The 16764-nt window shown below is 68.9% G+C and carries 16 protein-coding genes; 11 read left to right on the forward strand and 5 right to left on the reverse strand.

What is annotated here, in order from left to right:
• The first annotated feature begins 184 nt into the window (after positions 1-184).
• Positions 185-2095 carry an MGH1-like glycoside hydrolase domain-containing protein gene (locus tag AC0662_RS07315; protein ID WP_478299143.1) on the forward strand — a complete coding sequence of 637 codons (1911 nt, stop codon included), beginning with the start codon at positions 185-187 and terminating at the stop codon, positions 2093-2095.
• Here the strand turns inward: AC0662_RS07315 and AC0662_RS07320 are convergent.
• Complete coding sequence (locus tag AC0662_RS07320; RefSeq protein ID WP_452204003.1) at positions 2079-2723, reverse strand: HAD family hydrolase; 645 nt, start codon at positions 2721-2723, stop codon at positions 2079-2081. The genes AC0662_RS07315 and AC0662_RS07320 overlap by 17 nt on opposite strands.
• A complete protein-coding gene (locus AC0662_RS07325; RefSeq protein WP_478299145.1) occupies positions 2720-4804 on the reverse strand; it encodes a DNA gyrase/topoisomerase IV subunit B in 2085 nt (694 codons plus the stop codon). The genes AC0662_RS07320 and AC0662_RS07325 overlap by 4 nt, the downstream gene beginning before the upstream one ends.
• Before the next feature lie 392 nt (positions 4805-5196).
• Between AC0662_RS07325 and AC0662_RS07330 the strand changes: the two genes are divergently transcribed.
• On the forward strand, positions 5197-5430 hold the full coding sequence (locus tag AC0662_RS07330; protein ID WP_452204001.1) for a DUF7455 domain-containing protein: 234 nt from the start codon (positions 5197-5199) through the stop codon (positions 5428-5430).
• A 108-nt stretch (positions 5431-5538) separates the two neighbouring features.
• Here AC0662_RS07330 and AC0662_RS07335 read toward each other — a convergent pair whose 3' ends face one another.
• Entirely contained in the window at positions 5539-7014 is a 1476-nt protein-coding gene (locus tag AC0662_RS07335; protein ID WP_452204000.1) for an aminotransferase-like domain-containing protein, read from the reverse strand.
• 89 nt (positions 7015-7103) lie between these two features.
• Between AC0662_RS07335 and AC0662_RS07340 the strand changes: the two genes are divergently transcribed.
• Positions 7104-7730: a LysE family translocator gene (locus AC0662_RS07340; RefSeq protein ID WP_478299147.1), complete on the forward strand. Its 627-nt coding sequence runs from the start codon at positions 7104-7106 to the stop codon at positions 7728-7730.
• On the opposite strand, the gene AC0662_RS07345 is transcribed toward AC0662_RS07340, so the two are convergent.
• Positions 7688-9724, reverse strand: a complete 2037-nt coding sequence (locus AC0662_RS07345) for an amylo-alpha-1,6-glucosidase (protein ID WP_478299149.1) — start codon at positions 9722-9724, stop codon at positions 7688-7690. The two genes, AC0662_RS07340 and AC0662_RS07345, sit on opposite strands and share 43 nt — an antisense overlap.
• A gap of 41 nt (positions 9725-9765) precedes the next feature.
• Between AC0662_RS07345 and AC0662_RS07350 the strand changes: the two genes are divergently transcribed.
• The 8 genes from AC0662_RS07350 (at position 9766) to AC0662_RS07385 (ending at position 15973) form a co-directional block, all read left to right on the forward strand.
• Positions 9766-10251, forward strand: a complete 486-nt coding sequence (locus AC0662_RS07350) for a DUF456 domain-containing protein (RefSeq protein WP_452203997.1) — start codon at positions 9766-9768, stop codon at positions 10249-10251.
• Positions 10252-10358: 107 nt separating this feature from the next.
• The gene (locus AC0662_RS07355; protein WP_478299151.1) at positions 10359-10883 is read left to right on the forward strand and encodes a hypothetical protein; all 525 of its coding nucleotides are present in this window, start codon (positions 10359-10361) and stop codon (positions 10881-10883) included.
• Positions 10884-11175: 292 nt separating this feature from the next.
• The gene (locus AC0662_RS07360; RefSeq protein ID WP_452203995.1) at positions 11176-11709 is read left to right on the forward strand and encodes a hypothetical protein; all 534 of its coding nucleotides are present in this window, start codon (positions 11176-11178) and stop codon (positions 11707-11709) included.
• Positions 11710-11812: 103 nt separating this feature from the next.
• Positions 11813-12514 carry a response regulator transcription factor gene (locus AC0662_RS07365; RefSeq protein ID WP_350856635.1) on the forward strand — a complete coding sequence of 234 codons (702 nt, stop codon included), beginning with the start codon at positions 11813-11815 and terminating at the stop codon, positions 12512-12514.
• Positions 12514-14013: a sensor histidine kinase gene (locus AC0662_RS07370; protein ID WP_452203994.1), complete on the forward strand. Its 1500-nt coding sequence runs from the start codon at positions 12514-12516 to the stop codon at positions 14011-14013. The genes AC0662_RS07365 and AC0662_RS07370 overlap by 1 nt, the downstream gene beginning before the upstream one ends.
• A gap of 126 nt (positions 14014-14139) precedes the next feature.
• The gene (locus AC0662_RS07375) at positions 14140-14979 is read left to right on the forward strand and encodes an AraC family transcriptional regulator (protein ID WP_478299154.1); all 840 of its coding nucleotides are present in this window, start codon (positions 14140-14142) and stop codon (positions 14977-14979) included.
• A 66-nt stretch (positions 14980-15045) separates the two neighbouring features.
• Positions 15046-15627 (forward strand): dihydrofolate reductase family protein, encoded by a 582-nt coding sequence (locus AC0662_RS07380; protein ID WP_478299156.1) that lies wholly within the window; start codon positions 15046-15048, stop codon positions 15625-15627.
• Positions 15628-15649: 22 nt separating this feature from the next.
• A complete protein-coding gene (locus AC0662_RS07385; protein WP_452203991.1) occupies positions 15650-15973 on the forward strand; it encodes a YciI family protein in 324 nt (107 codons plus the stop codon).
• Here the strand turns inward: AC0662_RS07385 and AC0662_RS07390 are convergent.
• A complete protein-coding gene (locus AC0662_RS07390; RefSeq protein WP_478299158.1) occupies positions 15967-16737 on the reverse strand; it encodes a class I SAM-dependent methyltransferase in 771 nt (256 codons plus the stop codon). The two genes, AC0662_RS07385 and AC0662_RS07390, sit on opposite strands and share 7 nt — an antisense overlap.
• Positions 16738-16764: the final 27 nt, after the last annotated feature.

The raw sequence follows: 16764 nt of genomic DNA on the forward strand, positions 1-16764 counted from the left end.
TGCACCGGAACGTAACAGCGGCCTGGTACGCCGTCAACACTTGGAGCGAAAACGGTTTCCAGCCGAGGCATTGCGCTGATCGGCGTCCTCGTGCCACGATCACCGCACCGTGTTGGACCGGTCCTACGCAGGCCGGGATCACCTGCCGGGACCGGTCCGGCACGCCCTTTCAGGAAGGCCGCCCATGCCGCCCTATGCCCTCGACGACTTCGCGTTCGACCTGCGCCGTGCCGCGCCACCCGCTGAGATCTGGGTGCGCAGCGGCACGGGAACCGTCAGCCGGCTCGCCGGCACCGTGTGCGGGGTCGGCGGCTGGTTCGCTCCCCCACTGGCCGCGCCCGACAGCCGGCTGACATTCACCTTCGAGCTCGACGGCCGCCGCGTCGTCGACGCTGCCCGTCCCGGCGCGGGCAATCGCGGCATCCTTCCCACCGGTGGCACGTGGTACCCGGACCGCCTGGTTCGCACCGGCAGCTACCACCACTACGCAGACGGCCGACTAACCTCGTTCACCGTCGAGTCCACCCTCACCCCACATCACGGCGCGGCCGGCTACAGCCTGACTCTCAAGCTCACCAACCGCTCCGCCAACGCCCACCAGCTCGCGGTCCACCCCGAGCTCACTCCGAACCAGCCCCACCATGTCCCACTGTCAGAGTGGGGTTGGGTGCCGCCGGGTGATGCGGGCCCATCCCGTCGGATTGCACTCCATCACGACGTGCTGACCGGGACGCTGCCGCCGTACGGCGAACTCGCCTTCACGCTGGCCGTCGGGCGCCCCGCCGAGTCGGCCCCAACAGACGTACTGCAGCGGCTCCCCGTCCTGACCTCCGACGTCCCCGGCCTCGAGGAGTACTACCGTCGCTCCCTCGCCAGCGGTCTGGTGTGTCTCTGGGACCACCCGGACTTCGTCACCCAGCCCTTCATCGCCACCTCCGGCCTGGACGGCGGTGCGCTGTGCGCGTACGCCTGGGACACCGGCGGCTACGCACCCAACCTCCTCAGCCTGATGCTCGGCGACAGCATCCTCGACATCATCAACTCGTTCCTCGACGCCGACCTCACCGACCGCTACGCGATCGCGCCCGACGGCACCGGCCTCGGCGTCGCGTACGCCTACAGCGGCTGGTCCCTCGTCACCCTCACCCGCGCCGCCGCCGCGCACCACCACCTCGACGCGAGTCTGGTAAGCCGCCTGTACGACGTACTTACCGCCCTCGACAAACGCTTCCGCCCCGACGAGCAGAGCGGCGTACTCCGGGATTATGGCGATCAGAGCAACCTGCTCGAGATGCGAAGCTCCGGCTGGGAGCACGTCGTCGCCAGCCCCAACGCGGAACGGGCCTGGGCCCTCGAAACCCTCGCGGATCTGTCCGACCTCACCGACGCGGGGCTACCCGTCGACGAACTCCGAACGTCCGCGCGCCAGATCCGCGACGAGCTGATCAAGCAACTCTGGGACCCGACCGCCGGCTGGTTCCGCAGCCGCTATCCCGATGGTCACACCGAGCTGGCGTATTCGATCCAGGCGTACGACGCCCTCACCGCCTGCCCACCCGACATCGCGGCCGCGCTCCTCACCCATCTGCGACCAGGCGCGTTCCTGGGCGAGTACGGCGTGAGCAGCGTCAGCGCCGAGGACGACCTGCACTACGAGACCGCCGACATTGACTGGTCCGGATCCGGCGCCTACACGGGCGAGGCACCGCAACTCGCCCTCACCCTCTGGGAACACGGCGAACCGGACCTGGCCTGGGACGTTCTGCGCCGACTGTTCTGGATGGGCAAGCACTACCCGTACTTCCCCCAGGACCACTTCTGCGACAAGCCCGGCGCCCCCGCCTCCGGCCGCCGCATCAACATCATCGCCGGCCTCACCGGCGCCGAAGCGATCCTCCACGGCCTGGCCGGCATCCGCCCGCGCCCCGACGGCTCACTCGACATCACCCCGCAACCGATCCCCGACGGCACGATCGAGATCACCAACTACACCCACCGAGGCCACGCGATCGACGTCGCGATCACACCAGGCGGTACGACGATCACCGTCGACGGCCACGCCGTACCGGTGGGTCAGGTCATCCCGCCAAGATGACCGGGAACGCCTCCAGCACCGAGTCGAAGTGATGGTCCGCGACCGGCGTCTCGTCCTGATGGTGCTGCCCGATCCGGATCGTCCGCAGCCCCGCGGCGATCCCGCCGGCGATGTCGTACGCCGGGTGGTCGCCCACCATCCACCCGCCGTCGAGGGTCGCCCCGGTGTGTTCCGCGGCGAGCTCGAAGATCCGCCGGTCGGGCTTGCGGACGCCGACGGTCCCGGAGACGCAGGCGTAATCGACCGCGCGCGCGAGCAGCGTGTACTCCAGCTTCAGGTCCTGCTGGAGGGTCTCGCCGTTCGTCACCACCGCGACCCGCCAGCCTGCCGCACGCAGCTCGGCCAGCCCGTCGAGCACGGCGGGCCGCACCCAGGTGAACAACGGATGTTCCTCGTTGTAGTACGCCACCAGATCGTCGACCGGAGTCGTGAGCTCGAACCGCGCCCGCGCCATCTCGAACAGCTCTGCCCGCGGCCGGTACCCACCGTTGTCATGAGCAACGAACCACTCGAGCGCAGACTCGTCCAGGTGGTTCACGTCCACCCACCACCGGGCCCACCTCAGGAAGGCCCCGTTGCGATCGATCAACGTGTTGTCCAGATCGAAGCACGCCAGCCGCGGACTCATACGTCGATGCGGTTCTCGTCCAGTTCGTAGGCGCCCTGGACCAGGAACTCCTTGCGGGGAGCGACGTCGTTGCCCATCAGCAGGTCGAAGACCTTCGCCGCGTCCTCGCCGTCGTCGACCGTGATCCGGCGCAGCGTGCGGTGCCGCGGGTCCATGGTGGTTTCGGCCAGCTGGTCGGCGTCCATCTCACCGAGACCCTTGTAACGCTGCGGGGGCTCCTTCCAGCGGACGCCCTTCTTCATCAGCTCGGCGGTCTTCCGCTGGTACTCCGCGTCGCTGTAGGTGTACAGGTACTTGTCCTGCCCCTTCTTCGGGTTCGTCAGCTCGAACCGGTGCAGCGGCGGTACGGCGGTGTAGACCCGCCCGGCCTCGACCAGCGGACGCATGTACCGGAAGAACAGCGTGGCGAGCAGGCAGCGGATGTGGGCGCCGTCGGAGTCGGCGTCGGCCATGAAGATGATCTTGCCGTACCGCGCCTGCTCGAGGTCGAACGTCCGGCCGGAGCCGGCACCCACGACCTGGATGATCGAGGCGCACTCGGCGTTCTTCAGCATGTCGCCGACCGACGCCTTCTGCACGTTCAGGATTTTGCCCCGGATCGGCAGCAGCGCCTGGAACTCCGAGCTCCGCGCGAGCTTCGCCGTACCGAGGGCCGAATCACCCTCGACGATGAACAGCTCGGAGCGGTCGACGTCGTTGCTGCGGCAGTCGGCCAGCTTGGCCGGCAGCGCCGACGATTCCAGCGCGGTCTTGCGGCGCTGCAGCTCGCGGTGCTGGCGGGCGGCGACGCGCGTCCGGGACGCGGCCACCACCTTCTCCAGCACGGCCCGCGCCTGCGCCTTGAACTCACGCTTGGTCGACGTCAGGAACGACTCGAGCTCGGTCTGCACGACCTTCGCGACGATCCGCGAGGCGGCCGGCGTCCCGAGGACTTCCTTGGTCTGCCCGTCGAACTGCGGCTCCGCGAGCCGCACGGTGACAACGGCGGTCATGCCTTCGAGGACATCGTCCTTGATGACCTCCTCGCCGTTCTTCAGCAGCCGGGTGCCGTCGAGTGCGTTCGTGAAGCTCTTCGACAGCGCGCGTTCGAAGCCGGCCACGTGGGTGCCGCCCTTCGGCGTGGCCACGATGTTCACGAACGAGCGCAGCTCGGTCTCGTACCCATCGCCCCAGCGGACCGCGATGTCGACGTCGAGGTCGCGCTCGACGTCGGTCGGCGTCATGTGACCGGCGTCGTCCAGCATCGGGACGGTCTCGGTGAAGTGTCCGGTGCCGGCCAGCCGCACGACGTCGGTGACCTTCTGGTCGGTCGCCAGGAAGTCGCAGAACTCGCTGATCCCGCCCTCGTGCTTGAAGGTCTCCTCGGTGACCTCGTCGCCGCGCTCGTCACGGATCACCAGCTCGAGCCCCGGCACCAGGAACGACGTCTGCCGCGCCCGGGTGACCAGCTCGTCGTAGTTGAAGGTGGCGTCCTTGGTGAAGATCTGCCGGTCGGCCCAGTAGCGGATCCGGGTGCCGGTGACACCCTTCTTCGCCCGGCCGGCCTTGCGCAGGCCCTTCGCCGGCGTGAACGCCGCCGCCGCGCCGTCGCCGTCGAACTCACCGGCCACGCCGCGCCGGAACGAAGTGGTCCAGACCGTGCTGCCACGGTCGACCTCGACGTCCAGCCGCGCGGACAGCGCGTTCACCACCGAGGCGCCGACACCGTGCAGACCACCGGACGCGTTGTAGGAGCCGCCGCCGAACTTGCCGCCGGCGTGCAGCTTGGTGAAGACGACCTCGACACCGCTGAGCTTCGTCTTCGGCTCGATGTCGACCGGGATGCCGCGCGCACGGTCCTTCACCTCGACCGAGCCGTCCTTGTGGAGCACGACGTCGATCCGCTCGCCGTGGCCGGCCAGGGCCTCGTCGACGGCGTTGTCGATGATCTCCCACAGGCAGTGCATCAGGCCGCGGCTGTCGGTGGACCCGATGTACATGCCGGGGCGCTTCCGGACCGCCTCCAGACCTTCGAGGACGAGCAGGTTGCGGGCGTTGTACGTCGGGTCGAGCTCGGTACTGCGAGGCGTCGGGGCGGCCACTTGGCTCCTTCACTGGTTCACGCACTGACTAGGGACAGAGTATGCGGCCCCACCCCCAAAACGCCGCAGGCGGGCCCAGCGGCCGCATCCGGCCGGGTACCGGAAATCCGTGTCGCGACAGGTATCGATCTGGACTCGATTCCGAGTGGTGTACGACACTCCGAGAGCCAGCACACGGTGACGGTTTCATGGCGCACAGTGAGAGAAGGAGCACCCCGCCTCCGTAGCTCACCAGAAATTCGCCCGTCGACGAAACGATTCCGCGTCAGCAAGCGTCATAGCAAGACAGGTGGTTCGTCTCACATACGGACACGTTGACCGCACCGGGAAGCGATCCGCATGTCAGGATGTTGCTATCTGGTGTGTACGGAACTAGATGAGATGAGGCCTCAATGACTACAGCACTCGCCCCGAGTTCGGCCCTGTCGGCCGCGGATCGTTGTGACCGCTGCGGTGCGCAGGCCTACGTCCGAGTCACCCTGACCAGCGGTGGGGAGCTGCTTTTCTGCGCCCACCACGGCCGGGAGCACTCGGAGAAGCTGCGCGACATCGCGATCACGATCCACGACGAGACCGGTCGGCTCGAAGCCACCCCGACGATCTCCGCGGAAGACGAGAAGCGGTAAGCACCAGGCTGTTCCAAACGCGCCAACGACGGCGCCAAAGTCATAGCAGGCCGCGACGGCGGTTCACTCGGGAGAGTGGACCGCCGTCCCTTCTTGTCCCCAGATTCCTTACATGACAGGTACGTCGGGCCCGGGACCGTGCCGGCGGAGCTCCTGCCAGGCCCGCGCGAGCCGGGTGACTGCATCGTCAAGCACTTGCTCCGAGTAAGCGAACGGAACCCGTAGGTAGTCGTCGTGTTCGCCGGTCGGATCCATCGCCTGACCCGCCACCACCTCGACGCCGTGCCGCAACGCGACCTGGGCGAACACCCGCGCGTCCGTGTCCGGCAGCCGGATCCACAGCGCGGACCCACCGACCGGCGGCGACCATTCCCACTCCGGCAGCCGGTCCGACAGCAACTCCCCCATCAGCGCTTTCCGCACCGTCGCCGACCGGGCCCGCGCCGCCGTCAGCTCGCCTAGCCGCGGCAGCAGCCGGGCGGTCAGAGCCTGATCGATCACCGGGCTCCCCAGATCGGCGAGCGCCTTGTGCCGCGCCAACCGTTCCGCCAACGGACGCGAGGCCCGGATCCAGCCGATCCGCAGTCCACCCCAGACGGCCTTCGACACCGATCCGATCGTCAGCACCTCCGCATCGTCCGGCGCGTACGCCGCCAACGGGGGCGGAATCTCCGGGCCGGACGGATCCCACGCCGAGTACGCGTTGTCCTCCACCACCACGACCCCGTGCCGCGCCGCCAGCTCCGCGACCTGGCGCCGCCGGTTCGCCGACATCAACCGTCCCGTCGGATTGTGGAACGTCGGCATCACGAACAACATCGCCGGTTGATGCGCCGCGAACGCCGCCTCCAACAGATCCGGCCGGATCCCCGCGTCATCCAGCGGTACGCCGACCACTCGCCCACCGGCCGCCCCGAACAGGTCGAAACACCCCGGCCAACTCGGCTGCTCGATCGCCACCGCCGCGCCGTTGCGCAGGTACATCTGAGTCACCAGCGCGATCGCCTGATGCGCGCCGGTCGTGACCACGATCTCGTCCGCGGACGTCGGCAGACCGGACTCGGTGAAGTGCTCCGCGATCCGCTCGCGCAGCACCGGCAGCCCCCGCGGGTGGTACCCGACGTCGCCGAGCAGCGCCGGCAGATCGCTCGACGCGAGATCGATCAACTCCTCGGAGAGCTCGGGCAGGCCGGGATCGACGGCGTACGTGAGGGAGATGACCTCGCCCGGGCCGACCGTGATCCGGTGGAACAGCGACTCGCCGTACCCGGCGGGCATCCGCTTGTCCGCTCGTGAACGGCCGCGTCCGGCCGCGCGTGCGACCGTCGTACCGCTGCCGCGACGGCTCTCGACCAGGCCGCGGGCACGCAGTTCGTCGTACGCCGCGACGACCGTGGATCGACTGATCGCCAGGGACTCGGCCAGCCGGCGCTCGGACGGGAGGCGGGCGCCGACCGGGAGCTCGGCGGAGCCGATCAGCGCGGCGATCTCGTCCGCCAGGCGCCGGTACAGGCCGCCGGTGCGGCCGCTCAGTCGATGACCGATCAGGTCGGCCAGTCCGGCGGCGTCCGTAAAACGGTCCACTTCTCCTCTTATTGGCTCGGGTGGACTGCTTCTGCCGCCGCCAGGCTAGTTCCGCCAAGCAGTCCAGTTCGACAGGGAGCGAGTACGGAATGGGGATCGGTCAGGTGCTGGGGTTCGCCGGCGCGACGGTGGTGCTGGTCGGGATGCCGGGGCCGAACAACCTCTACATCTCGCTCCGCAGTCTCACCCAGGGCCGCCGCGCGGGCGTGGTGTCCGCGCTGGCGGTCGAGACCGGCACGCTGGTCTACATCGTCGTGACCGCGCTCGGCCTCGCCGCGCTCGTCCAGACCTCGCCGCCCCTCTTCACCGCCATCACGGTCGCCGGCGCGCTCTACCTCGCCTACCTCGGCCTCAAGCTCCTCAAGGCACCGACCACCGAGCAGTCCAGTGGCGTCCAGGCAGCACCGCTCGGCCGGGTTTTTCGCGACGGCGTCGTGGTGAACCTGCTCAACCCGAAGGCCGCGTTGTTCTTCCTGGCCTTCCTCCCGCAGTTCACCACGCGCGGCGCCGGCCCCGTCCAGCTCCGCACCGAAATGCTGCTCCTCGGCGCCGGCACCTTGCTGATCGGCATCACCCTCGACCTCTGTTACGCCGTCGGCGCGGACGCGATCGGACGCCGCTTCCGCTCGGTCCGGACCACGAACCGCCGGCGCAACGTGGTGGTCGCGGTGATCTACCTCGGGCTGTCCGCGGTCGCGTTGGTCACCGCACTCTGAACCGCACTCTGAACCGCACTCTGGGGCGCGTCCAGAATCGTCAGCTCGCCATCCTCCAACCGCACCGACAGCGTCTGGTCGCCGAGCCGCAGCCCACGGATCTCGAGCACCTTCCACGGCACCGACTCCGCCGGGTTCAGCACCAGCGTCCCACCGGGTACGTCGGGCTCGATCCCGAGCGCCGCGACCAGAACCGCCACGGCGGAGGCAGCGGCCCACGCCTGCGGCCGGCACGACAGCGGGTACGGCGTCGGCGTACTCTCCGCGCCCGTCCCGCGCCCGCCGTACAGCTCGGGCAGCCGGTCGCCGAACGCCTCCGCGGCCCGGACCAGACCCTCGACGTACGACGACGCGACCTCGGACTCGCCGGTCGCGAACAGGCCCTGCACCGTCATCGCGGTGTCGTGCGGCCAGACGCTGCCGGTGTGATAGCCGAGCGGGTTGAAGCGGGTCATTGCCGTGGACAACGTTCGGAGGCCGAAGCCGCTGTTCAGGTCGGCGCCGGCCAGCACCTCGGCGACCGTCGCCTCCTCGTCCGCGTCGAGCAGGCCGGTGCCGAGCAGGTGACCCATGTTCGAGGCACGGCCGGGGACCGGGTTCTTCGCGCCGTCGAGGGCGATCGCCGGGTAGCCGTCGACCCAGAACGTCTTCCGGAACCGCTCCTGCAGCGCGGCCGCCCACTCCTGCCACTCGTCGCCGGACTCACCGTGCGCCTCGAGCAGCTCGGCGCCCTGGACCGCGGCCGCGTAGGCGTAGCCCTGCACCTCGCAGAGCGCGATCGGCGCCATCGCGAGCGTCCCGTCCGGCCACTGCACCGCGTCGTTCGAGTCCTTCCAGCCCTGGTTCGCGAGGCCATGACCCGACTCGTCGACGTACTCCAGGAAACCGTCGCCGTCCGGGTCGGCGTGCTCCTTCATCCAGGACAGCGCGCGCTGGAGGTTCGGGAGCAGGGCGCGGACCTCGTCGGCCGGCATTCCCCAGCGCCAGGCCTTGTGCAGGGTGGTGATCCACAGCTGGGTCGCGTCGTGCGTTCCGTAGTACACGGCCGGGAGGACGAGACCGCCACCGTGGTCGGCGACCTCGGCCCGCAGTTCGTGCGGGATCTTGCCCGGCTGCTCGGCCGACTCGGCGTCGACCTTCGTGCCCTGTCGCGCGGCCAGGGCGCGCAACGTGCCCGCGGCCAGACTCGGGTCGACCGGGATCAGCATGCCCGAGGAGATCAGCGAGTCCCGGCCGAAGAGCGTCAGGTACCACGGCGGTCCGGCGCCGAGGTACCGGTCATCGCCGGCCGCGAGCTGCAGGGCGAGGACATCCTGGAGCGATCGGTCGAACCAGCGCTCGACCCGCTTGTCGTCGCAGGACACGCCGACGTCGTACGGCGTGCGCTCGGCGGGCGGCTCGATCGAGAAGCCGGTGGTGGACGGCGGGAAGTCGGCCGTGACGTGCAGCGTGAGCGTGAACTCCTCCCCCGGCTCGACGCGCGGTGTCGCCGACACGCCCGGTTCGGCGGTCACCACGACCCGGGTGCCGGCGCTCTCCCAGCGGGTGCGACCGGGGCCGTCCGGGAGTGGCGCGAGCTGCGGCAGGCTGGTGGCCGCGCCGCTACGCACTGCTGCGGTGCCCGCGAGATCGGTGCCCAGGGCAACTTCCAGCCGGCATTCGATCGCCTCCCGGGACCGGTTCACCAGCGTGATCTGCTCGGTGAGGCCGTCGGAGGCGACCGTCCGCGTCCGGTACAGCAGCACGGTCGGGTCGTGGCGGGTGTCGCCGAGCCCCTCGACCGTCGCGACGTACTGATGAGTGGCCGCGTCCCGTTCGTCCACGTGCACCGGGACCGGTTCGCGGCCGTCGATCGTGACGACCATCCGGGACAGGATGCGGCGGTCCCGGGCGTAGACGCCCTCCGCGCCGGAGCCGGTGAGCTGACCGGAGCGCGGCGAGAGGACCACCCAGGGAGCGGCGAGGGCAGTGATCAGTTCGTGCAGCTGCGACATGTCCCCACCCTAAAGGTCCGGGGATGCGAGACAGTGTCGGTGTGGAGACTGGAGTGACCGTACTTGCCGGAGTGGCGATCTTCGTCGGCATCATCGGGATCGTCGTCCCGATCCTGCCCGGGGCGATCCTCAGCCTCGCGGCGATCCTGGTCTGGGCGATCGTGGTGCACAGTCCGGCGGGCTGGATCGTGTTCGCGATCTGCGGGGTGCTGATCGGTGCGAGTCAGGTGGTGAAGTACGTCGTACCGGAGCGGCGGCTGCGCGAGGCCGGCGTACCCCGGCGGTCGATGTTCTTCGGGGTCGTGCTCGGGATCGTCGGGTTCTTCCTGATCCCGGTGGTGGGCATGTTCATCGGCTTCCCGATCGGTGTCTACCTGTCCGAGGCGCAGCGGCTGCGGACGCACGGGGACGCCTGGCGGTCGACCAAGCACGCGCTGCGCGAGACCGGCGTGTCGATCCTGATCGAGCTGCTCGGCACGTCACTGGCCGCCGGCGTCTGGCTGAGCGCCGTACTGTTCGTGGTCTGATTGCCAGCGATTTTCCAGCGCTGCCCGAGGGCCGTGCCAGGTCTGCCCAGAACGGTGGAAGGACCAGTGCCGGGCACCTCCTGGCACGCAACGGAAGGCACTGCAGGATGGCGTTGCATCAGAAACTCATCGACAACCGCTGGCGGGCGGCCGGCACGATCGCCGCGGTCGCGGCGACCACGGTTGGCGGTGGCGTCGCGTTCGCGGCCACCGGGGACAACACCACTCCGTCCCCATCGACCTCGACGTCACAGGCCCCTGATCACGACAAGGGACCGCAGGACGGGATGTTCGACGCGTTGCACGGCGAGTTCGTGACCGCGAAGGACGGCGGCCGGTACCAGACCGTCGCCACCCAGACCGGTTCGGTGACCGCGGTCAGCAGTACGTCGATCACGGTGAAGAGCGCCGACGGCTACACCCGCACGTACGTCGTCAACTCGGGCACGAAGGTGAACCGGGACGGGAAGATCGCCTCGATCAAGACCGGCGCGTTGGTCCGGATCCGCGCGGTGGTCAGCGGAACCACCGCCACGGCCAGCGCGATCGACGACGGCAGCAACCGCCCCGCAGGCGGACCTCCCAACGGTCAGCCGAACGGTCAGAAGCCGAGCGAGAGCACCCCGAAGTAGCCCGGCCACGATGCGTTTGACGGGCCGGCCCCTCACCCCGTTTGACGGGCCGGCCCCTCAAACGGTGGTCGCGGACCCGGAATTTCCCTCCGCACCCCAGCGGCGCCGGGGCCGGCCCCTCAAACGGTGGGCGTGGAGCGCCCGTCCGCAGACCGGCGGCGGGGTGCTCGTTCTTAGGTGATTGCCAGGTTGTTCTTAGCCGCAGCGGAGCCTCGTCCCAGCGGCGTGCGGCACTGTGAGAGAACCCAGTGCGGGGGCACGTCCCGGCACGCAGTACGGAAGGCGCAGCAGGATGAAGCTCTCACAGAAGCGGTGGCGGCTGATCGGCACGCTGGCCGCGGTCGCCGCGACCACCACCGCGGGCGGCGTCGCGTGGGCGGCGAACAACGCGGACCCGACGCCGTCGCCCTCGGCTTCCCCGTCCAGCCCGTCGACACCCGGGCAGCAGAAGCCGGACGGGCCGGGCAAGGGTGGGTTCGGGCCGCGGGGCGAGTTCGGCCTCGGCGGGGCGCTGCACGGCGAGTTCGTCGTCGCGAAGGACGGCGGTGGGTACCAGACGATCGCGACGCAGCGTGGCAAGGTGACCGCGGTCAGCAAGGACTCGATCACGGTAAAGAGCGACGACGGGTACAGCCGGACCTACACGGTCGCCGCCGAGACCCTGGTGAACTCGGCCCGGGACGGCATCGCGTCGATCAAGACCGGCAGCACCGTCAGCATTACCGCCGTCGTGGCGAACAACACGGCGACCGCGACCACGATCAACGACGGCACCGCCCGCGACGCCGCCGGTCAGAAATGGGGTTTCAAGCACGGGCCGCGCTGATCCGGATTCGTCCAGGTCGACCCCGGCTGGGGTGCGGCCGACTCACAGGTGATTGCCAGGAACCTTCCAGGGTTCCCTGGGGATCCTTCGGCACACTGTGACCATGAGTCCGCATCTTCTGGTTGTCGACGACGAGCCGAACATCGTCGAGCTGCTGTCCGCGAGTCTGCGTTTCGCCGGGTACGACGTGACCACGGCGACCCATGGCGCCGAGGCGCTGCGCAAGGCCCGCGACGTGGAGCCCGACCTGGTGGTCCTCGACGTGATGATGCCCGGACTGGACGGTTTCGAGGTCGTACGCCGGCTGCGCGGTGAGGACCGGCACGTGCCGGTGCTGTTCCTCACCGCCCGGGACGCGGTCGAGGACAAGGTGCTCGGCCTGCAGACCGGTGGGGACGACTACGTCACCAAGCCGTTCAGTCTGGACGAGTTGGTCGCCCGTGTCCGCGCACTGCTCCGCAGATCAGGTCACCGCGAGCAGACCGCGACCGAGGCCGCCGTACTGCGCTATGCGGACCTGGAGCTCAACGAGGACAGCTACGAGGTGTTCAAGGGCGGTCAGGCGGTGCAGCTGTCGCTGACCGAGTTCAAGCTGCTGCGTTGCCTGCTGGAGAACGCGGAGCGGGTGATGTCGAAGGGGCAGATCCTCTCCGCGGTCTGGAACTACGACTTCGCCGGGGACGCGGGCGTGGTGGAGTCCTACATGTCGTACCTGCGTCGTAAGGTCGACACCGGCGACCAGAAGCTGCTCCACACCGTCCGCGGGGTCGGCTACGTCCTGCGCACCCCGCGAGGCCCCAACTGATGCAACTGACCCACCGGCGGTTCGCCGACCGGTACCCGCTGCGCGTCACGATCGTCGTGGTTCTCCTCGCGCTCGTCGCGCTCGCGCTGGCCGCGTCCGGCGTACTCGCGACCACGATCATGCGCGGCTACCTGATCGACCGCGTCGACCAGCAACTCCAGCAGGCCGCGATGCCGCTCACGCACATCCGGACCGACCGGCGGCCGCTGCCGCCTGATGCCGGTCCCGCGGGTCGACGTCAGCTGCCGAGTGAGTTCGTTGTGCAGTTCAGCAACTCGGAAGGGGCTAGTGACAACGGTCCGGTCGGGTCGCGGCTGGCCGAGACCGAGCCGCTTCCGAAGCTGCCGACGCTGAACCTCAACCAGGTGCGGGCGCTCAACGGGAAGCCGTTCAACGTCGACGCGCAGTCCGGTGGCGCCACGTGGCGCGTGCTCGCGGTGCCCACCGAGGACGAAGCCGGGTCGGTGATGGTCGCGCAGAGTCTCAAGGACATGGACCACACCCTTCAACGACTGGTCGGCATCCAGGTCGCGGCCGGCGTGATCCTCCTGGTGCTGCTGGCCGGCGTCGGGACCTTCGTCGTACGGCGAAGTTTGCGCGGACTCGAAGACGTCGAGCACACGGCCGTGGCGATCGCCGGTGGGGACCTCAGCCGACGGGTGCCGCAGCGTGACCCGCGGACCGAGGTCGGACGGTTGTCGCTGGCGCTCAACCAGATGCTCGGCCAGATCGAGAACGCGTTCGCGCAGCGGACCGCGTCCGAGCTCGCGGCGCGTCGATCGGAGGACGTCGCGCGACGCTCCGAAGAGGCGGCGCTGCAGTCCGAGGACCGGATGCGGCGGTTCGTGGCGGACGCGTCGCATGAACTGCGCACGCCGTTGACCTCGATCCGGGGCTTCGCGGAGCTCGCTCGTCAGCGAGGCGACATCACGGACACCGACACCATGCGCCGCATCGAGGACGAGGCGAAGCGAATGGGACTGCTCGTCGACGACCTGCTCCTGCTGGCGCGGCTCGACCAGCAGCGTCCGTTGCGGATGGAGTCCGTCGACCTGCTGCCGATCGCGGCCGATGCGCTCCACAACGCGCAGGCGGTGCAGCCGGAGCGGCACCTCTCGCTGACGATCCTGCCTGACTCGGAGGCTCCTGTGGTCTCTGGTGACGAAGCGCGGTTGCGCCAGGTGCTCGGGAACCTCGTCAGCAACGCGCTCCACTACACACCCGTCGACGCACCGATCACCGTCTCCGTCGGCACCCGCGACTCCGAAGCCATCCTAGAAGTCAGCGACACCGGCCCCGGGCTGTCCGACGAACAGAAGGCCCGCGTCTTCGAACGCTTCTACCGAGTAGACACCGCCCGCACCCGCTCCACCGGCGGCTCCGGCCTCGGCCTGTCCATCGTCGCCGCCCTCGTAGCCGCCCACAACGGCCGAGTAACCACCACAGACACCAGCCCGCACGGCGCAACCTTCACCGTCCACCTCCCCCTAACCCCGTAACCTCCGCTTGCCGGCTCTGACCAAGACCTTGGGGAGGATCCTCTACCCGATCCGGGTACACGATCCTCCCCAAGCTGGGCATCCCCCCGCGCGCGAGGCCGGCAGGGTTTCCGCGATGCTGTGGGTGTGGAGTACGTGTCCCGAGTGCCGCGGTCGCCGTTGGATGGGCTGATCGACGACCTCTACTACCTGGAAGGGACGGCGCCGTACGCGCGGTTGATGCTGCCGCCGATGCCGGGGGCGTTGCTTATCGTCAATCTCGGGGCGCCGTTCCGCATTCGTGCCGGTGCCGACATCGAGACGAGCGAGTACGCCGACGGCTGCGTGGTCACCACGCCCACGCGCGCAATCGAGTTCGGCTACCCACTGCAGACCCGTTCCGTCGGCGTGCACTTCAAGGCGTGGGGGCTGGCGCCGTTCCTGCCGATGACCGCGGCCGAGCTGTGCGACCTACCGGTGACGATTGAGCAGGTTTGGGGCCGGCCCGCCATCGCTGAGCTACGAGACCGGCTTGCCACAGCGGACGGACCTCACGCGATGCTGAGGCTGCTCGAGAAGGAATTGATGCGGCGGCTGTCCGAGACCGTCGGGCTGGGGCTGGTTCGCCATACGAGCAGCGTCATCGCGGCAACCAGCGGCGCCGTGGCGATCGGCGACGTGAGCACAGCGGCCGGTGTCAGCAGCACCCATTTGGCACAGCGGTTCAAAGAGCACATCGGCGTCACACCGAAGCGCCTGGCCCGCACCTACCGCTTCGCCGCCACCCTGCTCGCGATCGACTTCGCCCAACCAATCGACTGGGGCGACGTCGCGGCACGCGCGGGCTTCTTCGACCAGGCGCACTTCGGCCACGAGTTCCGGACGTTCACCGGACTGACCCCGACCCGGTACGCCGAAGTACGCCGCCGGTTCCTGCGCGAACATCCCGGCCACGTGCTCGACAGCTGGCCGCTGCCGGCCGATTGATTTCTTACAAGAGCACCAGCTCACAAGGCGCTAATTTGAGGGCACCCCGAAGCAGAGGAGAGCCCCGTGGGCAAGGTGGTCATGTACAGCTCGGTGTCGGTGGACGGTTTCATCGCGGACGAGCACGACCAGCCCGGACCGCTGTTCGACTGGTTGTCCAGCGGTGACATCCCGCTGGACGACACCGGAGCACTCAAGGTGTCACAGGTGTCGTACGACTACACCCGGACGTATTGGGACCAGATCGGCGTGACAGTCGCCGGCCGCCACGTCTTCGACCTGACGGACGGTTGGGACGGGAAGCCTCCGGCCGGCATCGACCACGTGGTCGTCGTGACGCACCGGCCGGCGCCCGAGGGCTGGGACCCCGAGGCGCCGTTCCACTTCCTCGACGGCATCGAGGCAGCCGTGGCCAAGGCGCAGGAGCTTGCGGGTGACCGCGTCGTCGAGGTCGCGGCGGGCGACGTCGGCGGCCAGGTGCTTGCCGCTGGCTTGATCGACGAGGTGCGCATGGACGTCGTACCCGTGGTGTTCGGGTCCGGCAAGCGCTACTTCGGGTCGGTCCACGCGCAACACCTGCTGGAGGATCCGGACGTGGTGCAAGGCAACCGAGTCCTTCACCTGCGCCATCAGGTACGCCGCCCTTGACAGCGCACGAGATGATGTGCGGATGCAGTTCTTGGTTTCTGTGATCGATGACAAGAGCAATCCGGGCAGCACGGATCGCCAGCCGGTGATCAGCGAGTTCAACGAACGGCTGATCGCCGATGGGTACTGGGTGTTCGCGGGTGGACTCGCGGACACCGAGTCGGCCACGGTGATCGACAACCGGGGCGAGCAGGCGTTGTTCAGTGACGGGCCGTTCGTGGAGTCGAAGGAGTACCTCGCGGGCGTGTGGGTGTGGGAGGCCCCGGATCTCGAGACGGCACTCAGGCTCGCGACCGAGGCGTCGAAGGCCTGCGATCGGAAGATCGAAGTCCGACCGTTTCAGTGAACGTCTACAGGCCGTTCGGCGGCGGCGATGTACGTCGCTGGTAGGTGGCCGGCGTGCGTGAACCCGGCGTACATCTCGGGGTTGGGAAACTCCTGTAGCGCGACCACGACGAGGCCGGCCGCAAGGAATGCGGAGACTATGTCGCCGAGGTTCCAGACGAAGGCCTTGTGTGGGCGCCATTCCAGACCAAGTTCTTTGACGACCTGTGGTTCCTTGGCGAGGTCGCGCCGGCCCAGCCACTCCTGCTCGAAGTAGCTCGCGGACAGCGCCAACCGGTCGTGGCCGACCACCGACAGCACCTCCCACACAGGATGGTGCTCGGCGATCACCAGACGGCCTCCGGGGGTCAGCCGCCGAGCCATGTCCGCCACCCAAGCACGCAAGTCCGGCACCCAACACAGCCCGCCCCACGAGATGTAGATCGTGTCGAACCCGGTCAAGTCATCGGCCAGAGCGGTCATATCGCCCACGCGATACTCGACATCGACACCGAGCTCCGCGGCCTTCGCCCGGCCGGTGGCGACATGGCTGGGTGCGATGTCCACAGCAACCGCTCGCGCTCCCTGCAACGCCAGGCTGAGCGCAGCATCGCCGACGGCCGCCGCGACATGGAGGAACCGCCGCCCGTCCACCGGGCCGATCACCGCGAGTTCCTCAGCACTGACGACCTCGCCGCCCGACCGCAGGTCCTCCACAGTCACACCGTGGCGATGCGCGGCCATCGCTTCCCAGTACGCGCCGTTCTGACGTGTGATGTCCTCCACGACGCAAGTGAAACAGCCGCTTGGCGC

This window comes from Kribbella sp. NPDC043289 (assembly GCF_056436705.1).